Below are 23491 nucleotides of genomic sequence, written 5' to 3' on the forward strand. Positions count from 1 at the left end.
TGTTGGCGGTTTGACTGCCCGTTCGCCCTCAGCCCGGCTCCGGACAAACCTTTTGACTGCCGGGATGGACGTTGACCTCAGGACGAACGGGTGCTAGTCAGTTTGTCCTGCCCATTTCCGTTTGAGGCTTCCTCGCTGAATTCCAAGAACCCAATTTCTGCAAGCAGGTCCTGAAGCCTTTCCTGATTTTTGGGGAGGGTAACATTGGTTCGGTGGAATTCCCGGCGGACGGGATAGTGTTTGCGAAGTTCATCAAAGCGACGAGGCCGGTCTTTCTGAGGCATCGCCAGCAGTTGTTTCATGCGATGATAATCGGCCTCCAGATCATAGATTGTACTGACCATTTCTTGGATCAACTCTTCATCAGATTGCTCGTGGTAGTCGATGGTTAAAGACGGGACGAGTGGTGCGGGCAGTACCTGGACGGGATTCCATGTGGGGGAGATGCCCAGATGTTTGCACAGTGCTGCGTAGATCATGAAGGTGCCATTAGCTTTGCCATCGAGGGAGTGCCCGGCAATATGGGGTGTGCCGATCGTGGCGGCTTGAAAGAGGTCCCAGTTAATGGCGGGTTCGTCTTCCCACACATCGATGATGGTCGGGCCGATACGATTTTCTGTGATGGCATTCAGCAGCGCATGGGTCTCCACGACTTCCCCACGCGCGGCATTGATGAAGATCGCCGATGGATTCAGCCATTTGAGTGTCTGCTCATTGAGCATGTGATAGGTCGGGTAGGGGCCGTCAGTGGTCAAGGGCGTATGGAGCGTCACCACGTCACAACTGAGGGTTTCGGCTAATGAACGGTGCTCCACTTGGCCCGTTTCTGCCAGGGGAGGATCATGGAGGACCGGGAGCATCCCCAGCGCTTCCACTTTATGCTTGACCAGTTTGCCGATATTCCCGACGCCGATAATGCCAATGGTTTTCCCTTTGAGTGAAAACCCCTGTTGCTTGCCCAGGAATAATAAGGACGCCAGGACGTATTCGGCCACCGAATTGGCATTCGAGCCGGCCGCTGAGGTAAAGCCGATATTTCGGGTTTTGAGGTAGGCTTCATCGATGTGGTCCACTCCTGCCGAGGCCGATCCGACAAATTCGACGGGAGTTCCTTCCAATAAGAAGTGATCAACCCTCGTGATCGATCGAATGAGGAGAACATTCGTATTGTGCAAATCGCTTGATTTGATGGATCGCCCGGGCAGAAGAGTCAGGTTTCCCAGGCTGGCAAACGCTTCGTTGATATAGGGAATATTTTCTCCGGCTACCATGTTGATCTTTTTTTTCATACCTTGTGCCTTTCAGACGATGTTTTCCAAAACTGCAGACTATCGCAACGCGCCGGTTGGCGCTAGCCTTGCTTTTTTATTACATGGACCCGCCCGATGCTAGGGCAGGCAGGAATCATAGGAGAGAGGGGAAAGGGGGGCGGGTCTTGTTTTTTAAGGAGGCGGGTTGAAAAGAATGGGGCCTGACGTATTCAGTCAGGCACTACACGCCGGGTTGATTAGTCCAAGTGGATCCGTTAAGCACACACTTTAGAGATCATAGCTAACTGATCCGTTTATTCCAATCAAGCATATGCATCAACAGCCTTTTTTTCAGAATTGGCGAGCAAGGTCCTTTCCAGGTCCTTCCATATATGCCGCATCAATGCGTTGAATGCGTATTGGCGGTCTGCCCATGCTGGTCGCTCAGGATGTCTTGCGTCTCATGGGTTGCTTGAACATCATAGACCGCTCCTTCTTTTTCCAGGACCTCGGTGCCAAACCGATAATTAGAGAACATCGTATTGTGGGCCATGCGCCGGTCGATCGGATTCTGGAATTCCATTCTGGTCTTCAATGTTTCGTTGGCTAAGATCACCACCTCCATTTTAATAAATCCTCCCATGCCCGGGTGCCAGGCCAAGAGCGAGTAGACGCCTTCGGGGACATCAGGGAGTGTGAAATTTCCTTCTGCATCGGTAATGGCGTAATACGGGTTGTCCACTGCGACTCCCCAGCTTTGCATGTAGGTGTGAAATCCGCATTCCAAGTAGAGGATTCTGCGGCCCTTGGAGAATTCAACCGTGTCGAGCATCGCCTCTCCCGGGTTGTGTTGATGATCCTTAATTCTGTTCTTGGGATGGAACGGATTGAGCCGGAGTGGGCGATGAAGCATGACTTTTGAGCCGAATGGTGCCGTTTCATAAATTTGCACATCATGAATAATGGGATCCATGTTGACGATGTGGAGCTGTTGTTCGTTTTGTACAACCGAGACCCAGGGCGTAAAAAGACAATCCTCCACCGTCACTTTGGCTGCACCTGTCCGGGCAAAGGGTTTACCTTGAGCAATTCCTTCCAAAAAGACGACGGTATTCTGGAGACCACCATCCGGCGCCACGTGAAATTCATCGACGAGACGCCATCCTGTTCCTGTGGAAATTCGCCCGCAAAAGTCCGTATCGGGATTGGTAATCAGGCTGTACGCCAATGCCGGGGGTTCTTTCCCCGCCAAGGACACCTTTCCGGTAATAGTGCCTCCATTGGAGACCGTGATTTCCTCATAACTAAACGCGGGAGCGATCAGGACGATGTTGAGACCTAACGTGAGAACATACGAGATGAATTTCATGGAACGATCCTTTGGTCAATGAGTTCATACGGATGAAGGTGTCAAATCCGAAGGTGTCAAATCCATTGATAAATTGGTCTAAAGAAGTAGCTTAAAAACATTTCCCGATTCCTGAAAAAAAGATGCACGGTCATGAGGATATGCTGGTTTCATGCCAAAGGTTGGTGCCCCGAGGCCTCTAATATGCAATGTGCCTGTGGGTCGATATGCCCTTGGAAATTATTATTTTCCAACACTCCCTTGGTGTATTGCGGTCAGGGCGGACTGAGCGATGTAACTGGGAGCTTTTTTGTCAACGACATTTCTATTACAGGATTGTAAGGCATAAGTTTAAAGTACTGGCATGTCGTAATCACGACAGAGCAACAGTGGCCGGGAAATTTTTCTTGACAAACCATGAAGGTCGACGCCTTCAGCCTGTTGGGTTCCGCACATTTCTGGTTCTCAGGGCTTCGAGGGAAAGTTAGGAAAATCAACGAATTAAGTGATCTTCTGATTCTGGCCTTTCAATTGCTTCCCTTTCCATTAATTGTCCGAAATGCAATATTAAGCACTATCTCCCCCCCTGTTATCTGAAAGTCAGTGTTCGGTGTCTGGAAACACGAGTATGAGTGTTGCTTTATCGGGCATGTTCCATTAGCAACGTTTTTCAATTTCCAGGAGGTTCATTATGGCTGTTCAGACCCTACAGTCCTCCGTGTGGTCCATCGTGTTGGCAGGTGGTGAAGGGGAACGTATCCGTCCCTCAATACAGCAGTGGCTCGGGTATCCGGTTCCGAAACAATACTGCACCTTTGTCGGCACTCGTTCTATGTTGCAACATACGTGGGACCGGGCCGACCAAATCGGGCTGCCCAGGAAAAAAGTGACGGTTGTTGGTCGAACACATCAGCAGAGTTTGGAACATCATTGCACGAGGCAAGATGAAGGCACCTTGATCTTTCAGCCGCGAAATTGTGACACGGCCCCGGGCGTGTTTCTTCCTCTTACGTACGTGAAAGCCTGGGATCCTCACGCGGTCGTGGTCCTCTTGCCCGCTGATCATTTTATCTGTCCCGAAGATCGCTTTGTGTCCGCAGTGCGCCGGGCTGTGCGAGCGGTAGAATTTCTCTCTGATCGAATGATTCTCATGGGCGTTCGTCCGTCTCATCTAGAGCTTGATTATGGATGGATGTCCGTCGGAGGAGTGCTCGGATGGAGTGGAGGGACCTCTATTCGTCGCATTCAATCGTTTGTAGAAAAGCCGGCGGCTGGTGATGGCAAGCGAATGATGTCCGAGGGAGCCTTGTGGAACACCCTGGTGCTGGTGACCAAAGTCGAGACGCTGTGGAAATCCGGATGGTTGTGCTTTCCTGATATGATGGATCGTTTTGAAGGGCTACGTAGGCAGATCGGGACTCCGGCCGAAGGATCGACCCTCCAGGCGATGTATCGGGATATGCCTACACGAAATTTTTCCCGTGATGTCTTGCAACCTCTTGCCGGTCAATTAGGTGTCATGGAACTTCATGATGTCACGTGGAGCGACTGGGGTCGGCCGGAACGAATTGTGGAGACATTGCGATCAATAGGGAAAAAGCCTGCCTTTCCCATGGAGGCCTTTATGGGAGCGGGTGCGCCATCCAATCCCCACATACCAAAGGACATGGGTTATCCCTATCTGAGCTGCTGAAGAGATTTTTCTTGGCTGTCTCGAGGATTTTTCTTCTCTAAGCAGTCATACGAGTGTGCAAACATTCAACGCAGTCCATCCCAACAGGATGTTCCAGGGCTCTGTTTCAAACTAACTTCCCATACCCTTGTTTGGCCCCTTTCCCCCTGAGTTGTCTCTCCTTTCCCCGCTTTATCTTTTTCCCAAAATCCTCTTCTTTTTTTCTCTTATTTAGGTCTATCAGTCTGTCATGGCGGCCAATTTTTCTTCCTGTTCTCCACTCGCTTGTGAGGCAAAAATCAACAAATTGACTGTCTGGGGGTGGTGCGTTTTTCGTCAATGGCCTGGTCGGTGACGGGAGTTATTTACCGCTTCTCCTTTAAATCGCTTCGCGGCCGTATAGGGTCTATTGGCACAGAGGTCGCAAGAGACCTCATGTGAGCCAAAGATCATGATACGGCTCGGTGTCATGTTTTGGAGAATGAGGTGTGGGTTTCTTGAAGGTTAAAAAATCCAGGTGTTAAACAGCAAAGGATGGAAGGCATGAGTGAGCCAGGAGATCCCGAACGAATTATCTGGGAGGGCTATCCCTCGTGGGGACAATTTACGTGGCTGTATTTTTTTAGCCTGTGGACAGGATTGCGAGGTTTCTTCCTTCTACAAATAGGATTTTCAGGATGGGAAATATGGGTTGTCGGTGCAGGAATCTTATTAGGGCTGGTGGTGGTGCTTCGATATTGGGCCAAATATCTGCTCACGTCCAAGCGAGTGGTACTGAGGAATGGGTATTCGGGAAAAGAAATGGCGAGCGTGGAATTCGGGATATTCAAATCTGTCGAAGTTATGCAGGGACCAATAGCCAGAATGTTGGGAATTGGTACTCTTGTTATTCACTCCAAGGATTCAGGCCGGAGTGTTCGGTTCCGTGGCATCAAGGATCCTGAGATCATTGAAACTAAATTACGGGCGCTCCTCCCTCCTTCTTCTCCCGTGTTGACTCACTAGCCTTTCTGAATGATGAATACACCTGCTGTGATGAGAGATGAGAATAATTCTTTATGATCCCGTCTCTTTCCCGTCGAACATCTCTGGTGCTCGGTTTGACTGTTCTCACCGTAGCCGGTGCCCTTTTTCTTGAATTTCTCTTAAGTGTCAGAGCAGACAGGCCCTTCGGTCATACGCAAGTGGCGCACCTGGTTGGGTGGACCGGCCTGGTCTTCATTGGACTGACCTTTGTGTATCCACTGAAACGGTGGTTGTATCCTAATCAGGTCTGGTCACACGGATGGTTTCAGGTACACATCGTGTTTGGCATTATTGGACCCCTGATAATTTTTGTCCATGCCGGTGTGCATTTCCATGCCCTGGTGCCGATCATCGCCCTTATCAGCATGGTCCTGGTGGTGATGAGTGGAATCACCGGGCAGGCCTTGCATTATCTGGCGTTTCGAGCATTGTACGAACGACGGCATGAACTGGCGTTTGAAGGGATGACCGAGGATGCGATTGAAGCGCATCTGCATGGTCTTGCGTTACAAGAGGAGACCCTTCGATGGTGGAAATGTATTCACGGCCCCCTGACGTGGTCATTTGTCTCTTTCACGCTGCTGCACATCGGGGGAGCCCTCTTTTTCGGGGGCCTCTAAATCATGGGATGTCGTCGACCATGGGTGGCGCCCTGTATCTGGGCTCTGACAGGTCTGGTCATTGCGACTCTGGCCTGGGCTTCTCCCATCTACACTGAAGCCTTGTGGGCCCCTGGAGATCTTAGCCGGCATCACACTGACATTGCGGGATGTCTGTCCTGTCATGAACCTTTTAGAGGAGCTACACCCCAAAAGTGCCTGGCCTGTCATACGTTGGAAACATTTCAATCTCGATCCGAACCGGATGTTCGCCAATTGCATCAAGAGGCGAATCAATCCGGCCAAGCTTGTCTGGTTTGTCACACGGAACATCGGGGTGTGTTAACGGCCATAACTATCGGTAGGGTCAAAAATCCACATGGAGAATTGATTTTTCGGGCCACAGGCGCGACGTCCTGCTCTGATTGCCACGTGATAAAAGGCGGCACCGGACAACAGGATGGCACATTACTACACAATTCGTATGTTGAACGGTTAATCCTGAAAGGCGAGGGTGCTCATCGACCCGGGCATTTTGCTAAATGTCTGAAGTGCCATCGTGGGGGACAGTTGGAGGTTGACGATGAGGACAAGGATGATGAGGACGATTAGTTTGAAAATGGAATCAATTTTCCATTGTATTCTCTAACTCATAGGCATGAAAAATCAGATTTCCCTCAGGTTGCTTTAAAAATCCTCAATCAAGTGTAGAAAAAATACACAGGATGATCTCCCCAAGAGTCTTTTTTAAGGCCAAAAGTGGCCATTTTATGCACGAATCATGTTTATGCGGGAGGCCCAGAATTTGCTCAGTATATGTGTATATAAGCATTTTTATAGTTGGCCGCCCGGGAGGTGTGTCATGGTTCCTAGGAGGGTGCGGCAATGTCCACAAATACCGCGCCGGTAAAATACAGCGGGCCATCATGTACCATTCTGGTCGTGGATGATGATGAAGCAATGCGGACCCTCCTTGTGGACGCCCTTCAAGAAAAAGGGTGCCGCGTGATCGAGTCAGAGAATGGGACAGATGCCTTGAATATCCTAAAGGCCGTGGTGCCAAATGTAATTGTGACGGACTTGAAAATGCCGGATGGCGGATTTCCCTATTTGCGGCGCCTCCAGGAAGGAGCCCCGGATTGTCCGATTGTCGTCATGACGGCGTATGGAGACAGTCAGTCCAAAGCGAAAGCGTTAGATTGTGGTGTCAAGGGATATTTCGAAAAACCTCTTCGTATTTCTGATTTGAAGGCATGGATTTGTCAAATGTGTTTGGTGAATCCCTGCGGGAACCTTCCGTTTTATTGAGGCAGTACACGAGATAATGAAATAAAGAAAGGGTAAACGATGGCCGGATCGTTAGATTCTGATTCCGATGTGTCTTGGAGTGCGCGGATCGAAGGATTAAAGTTTCTGGCGCAGCATGTGGATGAGCCGGTTGTGATTTTCAATCCCCGGAAGGAATTGGTGTATGCTAATCCTTCAGCCAATAAAATAGCCAAAGACTGTCCATTAACCCTTTCATCATCCATTTCTTCTTCTTCCGATTCTTCCAACTCACAGGCTTCCAATCAGCCACCTTGTGACCCCTGTCACGCCATGGAACTGTTTCGGTCTGACAGACAAGTTCAGGATACATTTCCCTGTCCTTCCCCTTCAGCTGTCGCCACGCCTGGATGTCCGTTTCCACGTGCGGTGCCCTTGAAAAGCAGGACCGGTATGACCCATGTTGCGATATTGATGGGGGCTCGGGGAAGTGAGAGCATTATGATGGTTCCACAGGAGGAGGATTCATCTGACCCGCCTGCATTGGCTGGGGATTCCTTTCCGGAGACCGTGCCTCCCACCATCATCGGAGATAGTGAGCCGATTCAACAACTGGTGGAAATGGTTCGATTGATCGCCGCGAGTGAGGCAACGGTGCTCATTCAAGGGGAAAGTGGAACGGGCAAGGAATTGGTGGCAAAGACCATTCATGCCTTGAGTCGGCGACGCCTCCGGCCATTTATTGTGGTGGAATGCAGTGCAATGCCCGAAACCTTGCTGGAAAGCGAATTATTTGGTCATGTACGTGGGTCCTTTACCGGAGCGGTCGCTGATCGCAAAGGCTTGTTTGAAGAAGCCGAAGGCGGCACGATTTTTTTGGATGAAATAACTGATACCACTCCTGCATTCCAAGCCCGCTTACTTCGTGTCCTGCAGGAAGGCGAAATCAAGCCCGTGGGGAGCAATGGATCCATCAAGGTGAATGTGAGGGTCATCTCTGCCGGGAATAAATCTCTGGAACATCTTGTGGCAAACAAGTCGTTTCGTGCGGATTTATACTATCGGCTCGCCGTCCTCCCGCTCACCGTCCCGCCCTTGAGGGAGCGGAAAGAAGATATTCTATTATTGGTGAAATATTTTTTGGAGCAATGCGCCAGAAAGCACGGGCGTGAGCCAATGCATCTCAGCCCCGATGCCCAAACGGCTCTCGTGCACCATTCGTGGCCTGGGAATGTCCGGGAATTAGAAAATTTGATTGAACGGGTGGTGGTCACTTGCCCGCATTCCACAATTGAAGTGAAAGACTTTTTTGCGGATCATTCGTTGCAACCTGACAAAAGCGATTTGAGTTCGATCGGGAAAATCGCTCGCCAGGAAGCGGAACGGTCAAGAATCCTCCAAGCCCTCCGGGATGCGAAGGGAGATAAGACCCGCGCAGCGCGGGCCTTGAATATCAGTCGATCCAGCCTTTACAACAAATTGCGGGACTATCATATTTCCTAAACGGCTCCCCTTTTTTTGCCCCTAAAATCCTCATTTTCTCATTTCAATTGTCCAGTTTTTTAGACGGGCAACTGATTGATTTCTCGTCGAAATTTTTCGTGCATTGAAAAGCCTGTCCAAGATTCTGGAATTTCTCACCATTCTTCCGTTGTCTCTTCTCACCTGATTGTGCCCTGAAATTCTTTCCAGTATTGGTTGTTGTGATTTGGAGCATTGATAGGTGTTCTTTGGCACTGTTGTTGCTCAGGCATTCAATCGCCGACGCTGGATAGGGTGTGATGGACCGGCCTCCGGAATGCCCGACCTCCCACAAGGGGCGCCTTGCGTCGGCACAAAAAAAATACGGGGCCGGGCCATTCATTGAAGAGACGAACATCTTGAAATGATTGAGGCGAGTGAGTCGATGGAGTGCCAAAAATGAGGGTTTTTTATTCACAACTTAAATTTAGGAGGCCGGAAAATGTATCCAGGCAAGAGTAGATTTCTAACCGCGTCGATGTTCTTGGCGTTGATGGGAGGAGCGAGCTTTTGGCTTGGCCCATCTGTTGTCGGCGCCGAAAATGCCTCTGCTCCACACGTTCATCAAACGGGCATGGCTCATCAGGAATCCTCAGGTTGGGCTGAACAACTGAAAGGACAAACCCGTGTGGAGGATGCATTGGAAGGGCGGGCAGGTCTTTCTGAAAAAATCGAAGTGCAACATCACCGAATCATGCGGAGACTTGAAGAGCAGGGACAACAGGATGCGCAAGTCCAAGCGAACTCCGGAGTATTTAATAATGTCTCGATGATGCATCAGTACATGGGGCAGGATGGATCCAGCTATTTGTTAGCGGTGGATCCTGATGCGGCTCTGTCCACCGGGTCGGGTGCAAAATGCCCGGCTGGCGTGCCCACCAAACATTACGATATCTCCATGATCGATACGGAGATTACCCTCAATCGATGGCTGGATTATTATGTCGGTTACATGTATGTGTTAACGGACAACATTGATAAAGTCCGCGCTGAAGAGGCCCAAAACAAAGCCGCCCGGGATAAAGATGGGTGGGATCCCGGGGCGGTGACGACGGGATTACAAGGGGATTACATCCAGCCTCTTGCCATCCGGGCCAATCAAGGGGATTGTTTGAAAATCACCCTTCGGAACCAAATGGAGATTGAAAGTGGAAGTCTCCATGTGAACGGTGGAAGCATGGTGATGTCCACGACGGGGAAAGCGGCATCCACTAGCAATCCCGAGACGGTTGTGGAGCCGGGAAATAGTGTGGAGATGGAGTGGTACATTCACCCTCAAACACAAGAAGGAGTGAGAAGATTTCACTCCTATAGCAATGCGCGTGAATTGACGGTCATGGGGCTTTTTGGTGCCTTGATCGTTGAACCGGCCGGATCGAAGTACCTGGATCCGTTAGGAACAGGGCCTGCCCCGGAACTGCAATCAGGATGGCAGGCGATCATCGACAATGGATCCGGTCATGACTTCCGCGAATACATCATTTTCTATCACGAAGTCGGAGACGAAGCATTCCGGCCGGTGAACAAGAAAGGGGACTTTTTACCTCAACGCGATCCATTGACGGATGCCTATCGTCCGGGCGGTCGTGCGCTCAATTATCGTAGTGAGCCTTTCGGAATCGATGAAATGCATGTCCAGCACGAATATTTCGGATTCGAAGATGAATCGTTAGCTTACAGCGCTTATACCTTCGGCGATGCGCCGACGACTATTCCCCGGGGGTACCTTGGTGATCCCATGAAATACCGAATTGTTCACGGGGGATCCGAAGTGTTTCATTCGCACCATCCGCACAGTGGGTCGATCCGGTGGCAACGAAGCCCTCGTGCAGACCAACAAGAGCATTGGTATTTGGGAAAAGACGGCCCGGTGAAATATCCCGTCGTCCGCACAAAATCAGACCGTGTGGATGTGGAAGTGATCGGACCGTCCGAAGCCTTGGATCTTGAACCCGAATGCGGGTCGGGGGGATGTCAACACTTGGCGGGAGACTTTTTATTCCACTGCCATGTCGCCCACCACTATGTGGCGGGAATGTGGGGATACGGTCGGGTATATAACACCCTACAGGTTGGTGATGTCCGGACTGACATTATGGCGGACTTACGTGAATTGCCTGATCGTCAAGGGCGGGTCAAAGTCGGTGTCAGTTCCGATAAATTAATCGGGACCACCGTCGATTGGTTCGGTAAGCAGTTCAAGATTGTTGATAAGAGCCAGAAATCAAACTGGAAATCCAATCCAGCCGTTGTGAACATTAAAGACTGGGTGGAAATGTACCTGCCCGCCATGGGCAAACCCGGCCACACGGATGACGAAAAGGGCCAGGTTATGGCCTATGACGGCACTGTGTGGGATTGGAAATGGGACGGGAATGTGGCGAAAGGGGAGCGGGAAAGTACGACTCCGCATCCGAAATACCCGACTGCTGTGAAGTGGGATGACAGTACTCGGCCCGATATTCTTTTTGATCCGACCACGGGTAAAGTTGCCTGGCCGGTCTTGAAGCCTCATTTTGGAAAGCGTGTGCCATTCTCTGCCAACCATAGCGGGGCTCCCTGGCTGGAGCCGATCCACCAGGATGAAAATGGAGAGCGGACGTCTGAACCCGCTAAGCCGGGTGAGCAAGGGCGCTGGAGTCTCTGTCCGGAAGGTGCCAATGTTCCGAGATTGAATAATATTCACTTCATTCGGCTTCCCATAGAACTGACGCCGAAACAGGGGAACCAGGAATCGATTGTCGACCAAGACGGTCTGATCTATGTGCTTCACGAAGAAGAGCGTTTGACGAGGGCCGACAACAATCTGAAATACCCGGCGGTTCTTCGTGCCAACGTCTATGATTGCGTCGATACCATTCTGACAAGCGAATGGGATGACGATGATTACACCAATTTTCAGTCGTCGAAGATCAATATTCATCCTCATTTCTTCCAGTTCGATACCGGAGCCTCTGACGGTGTGATCTCGGGGATGGAATGGGAAATGTCCGTTAGGCCGTTTACCATGTTCTCGAAGCCGAAGAAGGCCGGTTTGCCGGTTCCGATGAATAGCAAGTTGACCAAGGCCGTCAAGGCAGGGGCCAAATCCATCACCATCAAGATGGCCGAAGGGGCCAGCAAATATCATGTCAATACCGAGTTGTTGGTGGGTGCGGATTGTTTGCAAGCCGACAACGACCCGACGACGTCGTTGAAGCGTGATCGGAGTTGTTCGGAAATCGCCCGGATCAAGGAGATTAAGGGCGAGACGATCACGTTTGTGAAACCACTTAAGCATGATCATCCGACCGGAGATATCGTAACGCCGGAATTTGTCCGGTACCGGTATTGGGTGGATTCGGATACCGGAACGGTGTTCTGGCATGATCATGCGTTCGGGGCAACCACCTGGCCGCACGGCGGGTTCGGTGCCACGATTGTGGAGCCGTTTGGATCCACCTATCATGACCCGAAGAACGGGAAGTTGGTGTATAGCGGTCCAATCGCGGACATTCATACCAACGAACCGGTGGGCTTCGGGGTGAGCGGAAGTTTCCGTGAGTTGATGGTGTCCATCCACGATACCGTGCCTCATACGGTCAACGTCATTCAGGCGGGGAATCCTCCAGGGCAGCCCATCGAGGTGGCGTTGGAAGCCGGGAAAACGGTGTCGTTCCAAATGCCTGAAAAAATCCAAAATGCTCCCAACCCCTTCTTGAACGGGGGAACGCATACCACCGGGAGCGGATTTAACTTCCGGGCTGAGCCGTTTGCGTTGAGATTGAACAATAATCCCGATACCTCGAAATTGTTCAGCAGCGCGATTCATGGCGATCCGGATACGCCGTTGCTTCAAAGTTATGTCGGAGACACCATTGTGTTCCGGTTGTTGCATCAGTTGATGAATGAGTCGCATGTCTGGACGCTGTCGGGCCATACCTTCCTGACGGAACGGTATGCGGGCGACGCCAATCGGAAGTACTCCATCCATGTGGGGATCGCCGAGCGGTATGACCTCGTGACCAAGGCAGGCGGTTTCCAAGGTATGCCCGGTGATTACATTCACTTCAACGGACGGAGTTCGCACTTCGCCGAAGGTGGATGGGGAATCATTCGGGTGTTGGACAAGAAAGTGCCTGATCTGCAGGTGCTCCCGATGGGAACGAATCCGCTCGGAATTCCTCCGGTGCCGAGTTCGTTGTGTCCAGCAGATGCGCCGGTGAAATCTTTCAACGTCGTATCTTTGGATCGCCCGTTGAAGTTGCATCCCAATGCCCCGGACACCATCGAAGTGGACTTTGAGCGAAAGATTGAAATGACCGTACCGGACGGAAAGATTTTTGCACTCGAAGAGGAAGCCACCAAGGTGGCGGGCAACGTGATGCCGAATCCACTGACCTTACGTGTGAATCTCGGCGATTGCATCAAGGTGAATCTGAAGAACAAGATGGCCAAGAGCCGGGCGTCCTTCTTCGCCCCTGGTCTGGCATTCGATCCAAGGGATTCTCATGGACTCAACGTGGGGAATAATCCTGGGGATCAGACGGTGGCGCCAGGTGAAAGCCGGACATACACCTTCTATGCCCATCCCGACAACAAAGAAACCACGTCGTTGGTGTGGGATGGCGGGAATATTATTCTCAATCCGCGAAACGGATTGTACGGCGCCGTGATCGTCGGCCCTAAGGGCTCGCAATATCGGGATCCTGTGACAGGCGAAGATCTCTCACAAAAGAACGCCTGGCGGGCGGACGTGATTATCGATCATACGTTGGTCGAGAACGCCGGTAAGCAGAACTATCGGGATGTCGCCTTGTTTTTCCAGGATGAGGACAACATTATCGGTACCTCATTCATGCCCTACGTGCAGAACGTGGCCGGATTATCTTCCGTGAATTATCGTGCAGAACCGGATAAATTCCGGGAGGAGCAGGGCTGTACGTTGGATAAGATGTTCCAACCCTGTGCGGTCGACAAGCCCGTTGATCCCGTCACGCCTTTAATCGAGGCGCATGCCGGTGATGTGGTCCGGATACACGTAATCGGGGCGAACAGCGAGCAAAACGGCATGTTCCAGGTCGAAGGCCACGAATGGCCAATCGAACCCTACATGCCGGGTGCCGATATGATCAGCGTGGTGGAATTCGGTGGATCTGAGACTCTGGATGTGTTCCTCCGCCAGGGGGCGGGCGGACCTGCAAACATTCCCGGGGATTATATTTGGGCCAATGCCCGTCTGAACTATCAGCAGGCTGGTCAGTGGGGATATTTGCGAGTCCTGCCGACAGGTGATCAGAGAATTCTTCCGTTGGGAGCCACGATGTCGAACGCCAAGCGGGTAGAATCTCAACCTGAGCCAAAAGTTCTGCCAACCGCGATGGTAAGGCCCTAATCATCGTTAAGGGAAGAACGGTCGAATTTGTCGGGAGAGCTGCACAAATGGTGCGGCTCCCCCGGCTCATTTGAGAAAGAGGACATGTCTGAGTGCATCAAAAAGAGCCAGGGTTGGATTGAGAATTCGGGGTATTTCTTTTCGATGGACACGTCCTCCTTTTGCAGTGCATAAGGATTGAAATCCATTCAGGAAAATTTGAGTGAGATCCTCAATGATTCACCCACGCATCTTGGAGGATAGGGAAGGAAGGATTGTCGTGGAGATGAAGAAATCCCAAGAAGTATCGAGCAAGAGTCGATAGTTCAGATCATTCCTGGCCGCTCATGCCTTGAGTCCCGGTTGCTCCTGCCGCTACCACAAATTGCCGGGTTATCATATTTCCTAATCTGCCCAATTTAATGCCCCAAAAATCCCCATTCCAAGCGTTCAATTGTCCAATTTTATGGACACACAACTGCTTGATTTTTAGTTGAAATTACAAAGGTTCGGAAATGTTGGTCCAAGGTGTTGGACATTCTGCCCCGTTGTGCATTTTTCCATTCCTTCCTGACAGTCTCCTGAAGTCCCCCCCAATAAAGCTTTTGCGGTTAGGAGCATGGATGAGTGTTCATTGGCATCGATGTTGCGGAACAGGTTGATGCCGACGCTGGTTTGGGTGTGATGGACCGGCCTCCGGAATGCCCGACCTCTCCAAGAGGATTTCTGGCGTCGGCACTTAACAATCAAGTATCCGGCCGGGCTGTTTTTCGAGAACTTGAGATGCTGGAAACAAGTTGTCTGGTTGAGAGTAAAACATTTGATCTTTATTCACCCCATATGTAAGGAGGCCGGAGCATGTATCACGGCAAGAGTAGATTTTTAACTGCGTCTATATTGTTGGCGCTGATGGGGGGGGTAGCCTTCTGGGTTACCCCAGCCTTTGTCAGTGCTGAAAATGCATCTCCCCCCCACGCCCATCAGACGGGGATGCCGGCGCAATCTCCTGGTTGGGCCGAACAGCTCAAGGGCCAGACGATTGTGGAAGATGCCATAGAAGGGCGGGCCGAACGGGCGGCCCTGGTCGAGCAGCAGCATCACCGCATGATGGAGCAAATGCAGAAGGATATGGAGCATAAAGGTGCCGATACGGGTGCCTTTGATTCCATGTCGATGATTCACCAATATGGAGCGGGGCCGGCGAATGGCCTCCTGGCAAGTACTCCAGGTGTGGAGCCGGTGTCCATGAAAGGAGGGTTATGTCCCAAGACAGCGCCCGTCCGAAGTTACGATGTGTCAGCCATTGATGTGGAAATCAGCCTGAATCAATGGCTGGATTATTATCCCGGGTACATGTATGCCTTGACTGAAAATATTGACAAGATTCGTGAGGAGGAAGCCAAAAATGCCGAGGCTCGTGAGAAGGAAGGGCATGCCGATCCGGGGGCTGTGAAAAACGGCATTCAGGATCAGTGGATACAACCATTGGTGATTCGCGGCAATCAAGGAGATTGCGTCAAGGTTACGTTGCGTAACCAATTGGAATTCGGCGAAGAAGTCAGTTTCCATATCAATGGGTCTGACATGGTGATGAGCAAGACCGGCCAGCCGGCGACGACGACCAATCCAGACACGGTAGCGGCTGAAGGCCAGACCATTGAGATGGAATGGTACATCCATCCCGACACGCAGGAAGGTGGGAAACAATTTCATACCTACAGCAATGACCGGGAACTGACGGTTATGGGACTCTTCGGCGTCTTCGTTGTGGAGCCCCGCGGATCGAATTATTACGAGCCCTTGGGTACGGGGCCGGCCACGGAAGCCACGAGTGGCTGGCAGGTGATGATTGATAATGGGGATGGTCCAGACTTTCGGGAATTTGTCTTGATTTATCATGAAGTCGGGGATGAAGCGTTTCGTCCCGTAAATAAGCATGGAGACTTTCTCCCTCAACGGGATCCACTCACCGATGCCTATCGTCCGGGTGCCCGGGCTCTCAATTATCGGAGTGAGCCGTTCGGTATCAACAATATGCACGTGCAACATGAATATTTTGGATTTGAGGATGAGTCAATGGCGTATAGTTCCTATACCTTTGGTGATGCCGCCCCAACGATTCCCCGAAGTTATTTAGGTGACCCGGCTAAATTCCGTATTGTCCATGGTGGATCGGAAGTTTTCCATTCGCATCATCCTCACGGCGGGTCGATTCGGTGGCAACGAAGTCCACGTGCGACGCAGATGCCGGTCTGGAGTACGGGGCAAAACGGCCCTGTGAAATATCCGGTGATTCGGACGAAGTCGGACCGGGTCGATGTGGAAGTGATTGGGCCATCTGAGGCGTTAGATCTGGAGACCGAATGCGGCTCGGGGCTTTGCCAATGGTTGGCGGGAGATTTTCTCTTTCACTGTCATGTGGCGCATCACTATGTGGCCGGTATGTGGGGCTACTGGCGTGTGTATAACAGCCTGCAAGAGCCAGGTGTGCAAAATGACGTCATGGCGCCTTTGCGGGAATTACCGGACCGGTTAGGCCGAATTCACAAGCCTGTGACTTCCGATCAACTAGTGGGCAAGACCGTCAATTGGTTTGGCAAGCAATTCAAAATTGTGGGTAAAGGCAAAAGTGATTGGAAAGCCGAGCCCGCCGTCGTCAATATCAAAGACTGGGTGGAAATGCAGCTCAGCAATCAAGGCAAGCCTGGCCATAAAGATGACGAGGCCGGTCAAATGAAGGCCTATGATGCGACCGTCATGGATTGGGTCTGGGATGGTTCGAAGGCCATGAGCGAGAAAGAACCGACGCTTGGGGAAAATCCCAAATATCGGCCCGAGTGGCAGGGATATACAGCCGGTGAACGGCGTGCCATTTGGTTTGAACCGTCAACCGGAAAAGTGGCGTGGCCGTGGCTCACGCCACATTTCGGAAAACGGGTACCGTTTTCCAATGATCATAATCCGGCTCCATGGTTGGAAATGATCCGGTTGAATCCGGATGGAACACGGTCGGTCGAACCGGCCAAGGCCGGCGAAAATGGCTCATGGAGTCTGTGTCCGGATCGAGCCGGATCACAGGATTACAAGGTGCATTTTATTAAGTTGCCGATAGAATTGTCGGCTGCCGAAGGAAAAGAGCCGGCGATTGTCGACCCCAATGGGCTTCTCTATGTTGTGCATGAAGAAGAGGAAGAGGTGCGAGCCAACAACGACAAAAAATTCCCGTTAGTGGTTCGGGCGAATGTCTATGATTGCATCGATTGGACGCTGACCAGTGAATGGTTGGATGACGATATCACGAATTTCCAGTCGTCCAAGATCAACACCCATTTCCATTTCTTCCAGTTCGATAATCAGGCATCCGATGGGGTGATTTCAGGATTTTCGTATGAACAGTCTATGCGACCGTTTACCCAATTCGAGAAAAAGTCGGATAAAGGGTTACCGGTGCCGATGAATGCGAAGGTGACGAAGGCCGCCAAGAAAGGTGACAAAACCTTGGAGGTTTCGAATGCCAAACAATATCACGTGGGCATTCCCATATTGATTGGGGCGGATAATGTCAAAGGCCAGGAGGTGCGACGGATTGTCAAAATTAATGGTAATACGTTGACCTTTGCCCAGCCCTTGAAGAATGCGCATCCCGTCAAGGACATTGTCACCGTGGAATATGTGCGGCAGCGGTTCTGGGTGGATGCGGATGTCGGGAGTGTGTTCTGGCATGACCATGCCTTTGGTGGTACGACGTGGCCACATGGGGCGGTCGGAACCATGATTGCCGAACCCTTCGGCTCCACGTGGCACGATCCGAAGACCGGGAAGCGGATTCGTTCGGGTCCGGTCGCCGATATTCATGCGGTCGAGCGTGTGGGACATGATGTGGCCGGCAGCTTCCGTGAATTAATGGTGCATATCATGGATACCGTGCCGCACACGGTGAACATCGTGACCGCGGGCAATCCTCCGGGGCAACCGGTGGATGTGGCGTTGGAAGCGGGTCGGACAGTGTCGTTCATCATGCCGCCGAACGACAAAATTAAAATGACGCCTATGCCATTCCTGAATGGCGGTACGCATACCACCGGGGGAGCGTTGAATTTCCGGTCCGAGCCGTTTGCACAACGATTGGCCAATAACCCGGAGCCGTCGCAAATATTCAGCAGTGTGGTGCATGGTGATCCGAGTACGGCTATGGTCAGGGCTTACCTTGGCGATGCCATTGTGTTCCGGCTGTTGGATGTGACAATGAATGAAAGTAATGTGTTCACATTGTCCGGCCATACGTTCTGGTCAGAACGCTATGCGCAGGAAGCCAATCGCAAACATTCGCTGCATATCGGTATTGCCGAACGGTATGACCTGGTCATTCCGGAAGCGGGTGGCCCGCGTCATCAAGCCGGCGATTATATGTTCTTTAATGGCCGGAGCTCGAAGTTTTCGGAAGGCTCCTGGGGGCTGATTCGGGTCTTAGATAAGCCGGTGAGTGATCTGCAGCCCTTGCCGAATAAAGCCTATGGCAAAGAAGGCATGCCGGAGCGATTGCCGGTTTGTCCGAAAGAGGCTCCGGTGAAGAGCTTCAATGTCGTGGCCCTGGACCATCCGGGGATGAGCTTTAATAGCAATGCTCCGGAAACGATTGAAGTGGACTTTGAACGCAAAATTGAATTGCGTAATCCTGAAGCCAAGATCTATGTCCTCGAAGATGAGGTGCAAAAGGTCGGAAGTGATGTGCAACCCATGCCGTTAACGTTACGGGCGAACGTGGGTGACTGCCTCCAAGTCAAATTGACGAATAAGCTCAAAGAAGGGCGAGCGTCGTTCTCGGCCTTCGGACTGGCTTTCGATCCCAAAGATTCCCAAGGCCTCAATTTGGGGAACAATCCCGGAGACCAAACTGTGGCGCCCGGTGAATCCCGGATGTACACCTATTATGCGGATCCCTTCAATGGCGAAACGCAAACCTTGGTGTGGGATTGGGGAAATGTGTCCATGAATCCCCGCAACGGTTTGTACGGGGGAATCATTATCGGTCCCAAGGGATCACAGTACCGTGATCCCAAAACGGGGGAAGATATTTCCCTGAAAAGTAGTTGGAATGCCGATGTGATTGTGGATCGGACTATTCAGGGCAATGAGAACCGGGTGAGCTACCGGGATGTTGCCTTGTATTTCCAGGACGAGGATAACATCATCGGAACCAGTTTCATGCCCTATGTGCAAAATGTGGCAGGGCTGACCGGCGTCAACTATCGCGCCGAACCCTATCTCCATCGGGAAGAAGCCGGTTGTTCATTGGGCCGTATGTTCCAACCGTGTCAGGTTGACGAGCCGCAGGATCCTGCGACACCGTTGATTGAAGCCCATGCGGGCGACAAAGTACGGATTCACGTCTTTGGCGCCAGCAGTGAGCAGAACGGGATGTTCACGGTGGAGAAGCATGAATGGCCGATCGAACCCTTTCTGCCTGGCGCGGATATGATCAGCACCGTGGAGTTCTCGGGTTCGGAAGGTTTGGATGTCTTCCTGCCCTCGGCTGGAGGCAAATGGTCCCTGGCCGGAGATTACGTGTGGAGCAATGGCCGGTTACCCTATTCCCAATCGGGGCAATGGGGATATCTCCGGGTGTTGCCGAACACGGATCAACGGATTCAGCCATTAGATGGTTCGGCCATGTCTTCCAAACAGGCAACTCTTGATGAACCCAGTGGCGAGCCGCGAATCATTTCTACCGTCACGAAATAAGCCAGATCCTCATTCCGAGGGTTAGCGAATGCGGGGAAGCCACTCTTCGGCTTCCCCGCTTTTTTTTGAGTGGGTGGTTCGATAGAATGTCCATAAGGATGACAATCATTTTATTTTTTGTGGGAGGAGAGAATGAAGGGCCGAAAAGTATGGAAAGGGATCGTAGGGGTTGGGCTTCTAGCGCTGTTCGCGCAAACCGCATGGTCCTACGATGAAATAACCGTGACTGATGGGGGAACCATTCAAGGGAAAGTGACCATTAGGGGCGATAAGCCAAGACCCATGGCCTTTAATCTGGTGACGATCCCCGATCCGGTGTTTTGTGGAACCATCTCTACGGGAACGGGTTGGCGCATTGTTGAGGATTTTATTATCGGGCCTGATCAAAGCCTTAAGGATGTGGTGGTGTTTCTCAAAGATATCGAAAAAGGGAAACCGTTTCACATGCCGAAGGTCAGGATCGAATCAGTCGACTGTGAATTTATTCCCTTTGTAAATGTCTTGCGCGATGGGGATGAACTGACCGTAGTCAACATGGATCCGGTCGAGCATGATATTCAGGCCTATGAAACGGCCAGAGAGCGAGGGGCCAGGGTCTTGTTCAATCGTCCCCTCCCGATGAATCCGTATCACAACGTGGCGGGAATATTCGGCAAGAAACACCTTCCCGGTGAACCCATGGTGGAAAAAATACATTTACGAAAAGGACGGAATGTGTTTGTCATGCAGTGCGGGTTCCATCCCTATATGTTTTCCTGGGGACTCGTGTTGGAGAGCCCCTATTATGCGATTACTCCCGAGGATGGAACCTTTGCAATTACCGACGTGCCTCCTGGAAATTATATGCTGACTGCCTGGCATCCCGGAATGAAGGAGTTTGTGGAACAACCCATCACGGTGACGGCTCAGAAGGCCACGGTGGCGAATTTTCAGTATGAGGCTCCCCAAGGCCGTCGTAGTACGCATGAAATAGAGGAGAATCCCCGGTTTGGATTGGAGTTATTGGAAGAAGGCCTGGAAATTGTACCTTCGATTAGACGCCAGATTCCCTAACGGGCTGTCATGCGTGCCACGCCCCAAGGACCATGGCGAGTGGTCACGCGGCAGACGAGGGAAACTCATGACGGAAAGTCCAAGAACAGGAGACGTCTCCTGAGGTAGCCCGCTCGAAGCAAGGCAACAGGATGTTGGTTCATTCACTGAAGTATGACGGATGAAAGGAGGGCGACCATGGGTTTACGGATATTGTCCATAGGAATCGTGCTTGGGGCAATGGTGTGCACGGGCGGTTGGGAGAGCGCACACGCCGCGGGAGAGGAGGAATCTGAAGTCCGGATGGCACCAGGGACTGAAGTGAATTTCTCTCCAGAGGTTGTGGCCGGGTATATCCATACGGTGATTGCCGCAGACAGAGCGCTCTATACGACACATGTAGTGGATCGCATGCAGGAGAATCGAATTGTCATTGCCGCAGAAGCCTGGAAGCAGCGGAAGGCGCTTCCGCTCCCCGCGCAAATGCTTTTGATGAGTGGACGAGTGGCCGAAATGGGGGGGTCCGGCCTGCGATATCGTCTGGCCAGTCTGTGGCCTATTTATGAGGAAAATGGGCCGAGCACCGCCTTTGAGGAGGCCGGATTAAAAGTCGTGGCCGAGAATCCCGATGAGGTCTATAGTGGAATTATCAAGAGAGGGGATCAACGGTTTTTCAAAGCCATTTATGCGGATCGGGCTGTTTCCAAAGCCTGTGTGGACTGCCACAACGGGCATTTGTTGAGTTCAAAGCGTGATTTTAAAATGGGCGATGTGATGGGTGCAATTATCATCTCGTTTCCGCTGCCTACAGAAAAAAAGGAAACTCCCTGAACGAGCAAAGACCTTCTGTCCATTTTTGAATCCGAAATCAGGAAGGTGGCTGTGGATGTTGAACCCGCAGTCACCTTCAGTCTGCTGTTCGATATATTTCATGATAGTCCTTGGGAAGTCTGTTCTTTCACATCCAACCGATCTCTTAACCAATCTCCCAGCATGTTGGCCGCGAGAACGACCGCCATAAGAGCCAAGCCCGGAAAGACGACCAGGTGGGGAGCTACCAACATGTAGCGGGTTCCGTCGCGAATCATGCTTCCCCATGACGCGGCAGGAGGTTGAACCCCCAGTCCCAAAAAGGAGAGGCCGGCTTCGGCTATGATGGCGCCGGCAATACCAAAGCTGGCTTCAACAATAAGCGGAGCCATGATTAACGGCAGAAGGTGCCGGAGAATAATACGCCAAGGCGGTGCGCCGATGGCTTGGGCAGCCAGCACGTGATCGGCGTGCTTGAGGGCGAGAACCTGTCCTCTCGCCAGTCTGGCGTATCCCACCCATCCCACGATTCCCAACGCCAGAATCACATTGCCGATTCCCGGTCCCAAGGCCCCGGCGAGGGCGATAGCAAGCAGTAGTCCAGGAAAGGCGAGCATGACATCCACAATTCGCACAAAGCCTGCATCGACCCACCCGCTGAGATAGGCACTGGAGACGCCGAGAAGGCTTCCTAGACTCACCCCCAGGGCGACCACGCACAGCGAAACAAAAAACGACGTGTGTGCGCCGCTGATGAGACGGTCGGCAACCGGTCGACCTAATTCATCATGCCCCAACCAGTGTTCCAGGCTTGGCGGGGAAAGAATTTTGGTGAGATCAATCGCATCAGGGGTTAAGGAAAAGATGAAATTGAAGATGGCCAGAAAGGCCCATGCGGCGATGATGGAGAGTGGCAGCCAAAGACGCATCGTTAATCAGTGGTGAATTGAATGCGAGGGTCCAGCCAGGCATATAGCAGATCCGTGAGCAGATTCACCACGATATAGGTCATGCTGATACACAGCACTGCCGCTTGCACGACCGGATAATCGCGCTGTTGAATGGCTTCAATCATCAGCAGTCCTAATCCCGGCCAGGCAAAAACCGTTTCAGTGATCACCGCTCCACCAAGCAAGCCTCCGAGCTGCAGGCCCAAAAGTGTTAAGATGGGTAAGAAGGCATTGGGCAGTGCATGACGCAAGACCGCCCGGGTTGAGGAGAGACCTTTGGCGCGGGCGGTCCGCATGAAGTCCTCCCCCAATACCTCAAGGACGCTGCTCCGAATCATTCTGGCCAGGATGGCCGCCATGGCTGTACCGAGCGTGAGGGCAGGCAGCACGACGGCGTTCCAACCTTCCCGACCACTCACGGGAAACCAGCCAAGCCAGAGCGCGCCGACTAAAATGAGTACAGGACCCATCCAGAAATTGGGAATCGACATTCCAAACAACGCAAACCCCATGGCGCCATAATCCAGAGGTGTGTGTTGGCGGACGGCCGCGACGAGGCCAAGAGGAAGCGCCAACCCGATTGCCACAATCAGGGAGACGAGGCTGAGATAGAGGGTGGCGGGAATGCGTTCAATGAGCAGATCCACAATCGCCCGACCCGAAAAAAGGGATGTGCCCAAATCCAGATGTAAAAGCCCCTTGAAATACATCCACCACTGTTGATGGAGGGGGAGGTCCAAGCCTAAGGCATGGCGAAGGGTTTCTTTGTCTGCCGGTTGAGCTGATTCACCCAGCATCACTTCCACGGGGTCGCCTGGAATAAGGTGAATCAACAGAAACACCAGGCAAATCACTCCCAGGAGGGCGAGCATCGCGCTCAAAATTCTTGTCACCAGGAAATGGGTCATGACGAGACTGGAGA

Annotated in this window: 15 protein-coding genes; 11 read left to right on the top strand and 4 right to left on the bottom strand. The window is 51.9% G+C overall.

Features of this window, described 5'->3' with window-relative positions; all coding sequences use genetic code 11:
* Window positions 1-77: 77 nt before the first annotated feature.
* A complete protein-coding gene (locus PQG83_RS01780; RefSeq protein ID WP_312746088.1) occupies window positions 78-1289 on the bottom strand; it encodes a 4-phosphoerythronate dehydrogenase in 1212 nt (403 codons plus the stop codon).
* Between the two features lie 361 nt (window positions 1290-1650).
* Window positions 1651-2619, bottom strand: coding sequence for a carboxypeptidase-like regulatory domain-containing protein (locus PQG83_RS01785; protein ID WP_312746090.1), 969 nt, complete (start codon window positions 2617-2619; stop codon window positions 1651-1653).
* 670 nt (window positions 2620-3289) lie between these two features.
* Between PQG83_RS01785 and PQG83_RS01790 the strand changes: the two genes are divergently transcribed.
* The 11 genes from PQG83_RS01790 to PQG83_RS01840 all read left to right on the top strand — a co-directional run bounded on the left by PQG83_RS01790 (window position 3290) and on the right by PQG83_RS01840 (window position 21640).
* Window positions 3290-4291 (top strand): sugar phosphate nucleotidyltransferase, encoded by a 1002-nt coding sequence (locus PQG83_RS01790; protein WP_312746092.1) that lies wholly within the window; start codon window positions 3290-3292, stop codon window positions 4289-4291.
* A 522-nt stretch (window positions 4292-4813) separates the two neighbouring features.
* Complete coding sequence (locus PQG83_RS01795; protein WP_312746094.1) at window positions 4814-5275, top strand: PH domain-containing protein; 462 nt, start codon at window positions 4814-4816, stop codon at window positions 5273-5275.
* A 53-nt stretch (window positions 5276-5328) separates the two neighbouring features.
* Complete coding sequence (locus tag PQG83_RS01800; protein WP_312746096.1) at window positions 5329-5916, top strand: hypothetical protein; 588 nt, start codon at window positions 5329-5331, stop codon at window positions 5914-5916.
* A gap of 3 nt (window positions 5917-5919) precedes the next feature.
* Window positions 5920-6507: a hypothetical protein gene (locus PQG83_RS01805; RefSeq protein WP_312746099.1), complete on the top strand. Its 588-nt coding sequence runs from the start codon at window positions 5920-5922 to the stop codon at window positions 6505-6507.
* A 273-nt stretch (window positions 6508-6780) separates the two neighbouring features.
* Entirely contained in the window at window positions 6781-7203 is a 423-nt protein-coding gene (locus PQG83_RS01810) for a response regulator (RefSeq protein WP_312746102.1), read from the top strand.
* Between the two features lie 39 nt (window positions 7204-7242).
* On the top strand, window positions 7243-8664 hold the full coding sequence (locus PQG83_RS01815) for a sigma-54 interaction domain-containing protein (protein ID WP_312746105.1): 1422 nt from the start codon (window positions 7243-7245) through the stop codon (window positions 8662-8664).
* Between the two features lie 460 nt (window positions 8665-9124).
* A complete protein-coding gene (locus PQG83_RS01820; RefSeq protein ID WP_312746107.1) occupies window positions 9125-14056 on the top strand; it encodes a multicopper oxidase domain-containing protein in 4932 nt (1643 codons plus the stop codon).
* A 606-nt stretch (window positions 14057-14662) separates the two neighbouring features.
* A complete protein-coding gene (locus PQG83_RS01825) occupies window positions 14663-14881 on the top strand; it encodes a hypothetical protein (protein ID WP_312746110.1) in 219 nt (72 codons plus the stop codon).
* Between the two features lie 12 nt (window positions 14882-14893).
* Entirely contained in the window at window positions 14894-19777 is a 4884-nt protein-coding gene (locus PQG83_RS01830; protein WP_312746113.1) for a multicopper oxidase domain-containing protein, read from the top strand.
* A gap of 132 nt (window positions 19778-19909) precedes the next feature.
* On the top strand, window positions 19910-20830 hold the full coding sequence (locus PQG83_RS01835; RefSeq protein WP_312746116.1) for a carboxypeptidase-like regulatory domain-containing protein: 921 nt from the start codon (window positions 19910-19912) through the stop codon (window positions 20828-20830).
* Window positions 20831-21007: 177 nt separating this feature from the next.
* A complete protein-coding gene (locus PQG83_RS01840; RefSeq protein WP_312746119.1) occupies window positions 21008-21640 on the top strand; it encodes a Tll0287-like domain-containing protein in 633 nt (210 codons plus the stop codon).
* 98 nt (window positions 21641-21738) lie between these two features.
* On the opposite strand, the gene PQG83_RS01845 is transcribed toward PQG83_RS01840, so the two are convergent.
* The gene (locus tag PQG83_RS01845; protein ID WP_312746122.1) at window positions 21739-22548 is read right to left on the bottom strand and encodes an ABC transporter permease; all 810 of its coding nucleotides are present in this window, start codon (window positions 22546-22548) and stop codon (window positions 21739-21741) included.
* Between the two features lie 2 nt (window positions 22549-22550).
* Complete coding sequence (locus PQG83_RS01850) at window positions 22551-23477, bottom strand: ABC transporter permease (protein WP_312746125.1); 927 nt, start codon at window positions 23475-23477, stop codon at window positions 22551-22553.
* Window positions 23478-23491: the final 14 nt, after the last annotated feature.

This window comes from Candidatus Nitrospira neomarina (genome assembly GCF_032051675.1).
GTDB lineage: Bacteria > Nitrospirota > Nitrospiria > Nitrospirales > UBA8639 > Nitrospira_E > Nitrospira_E neomarina.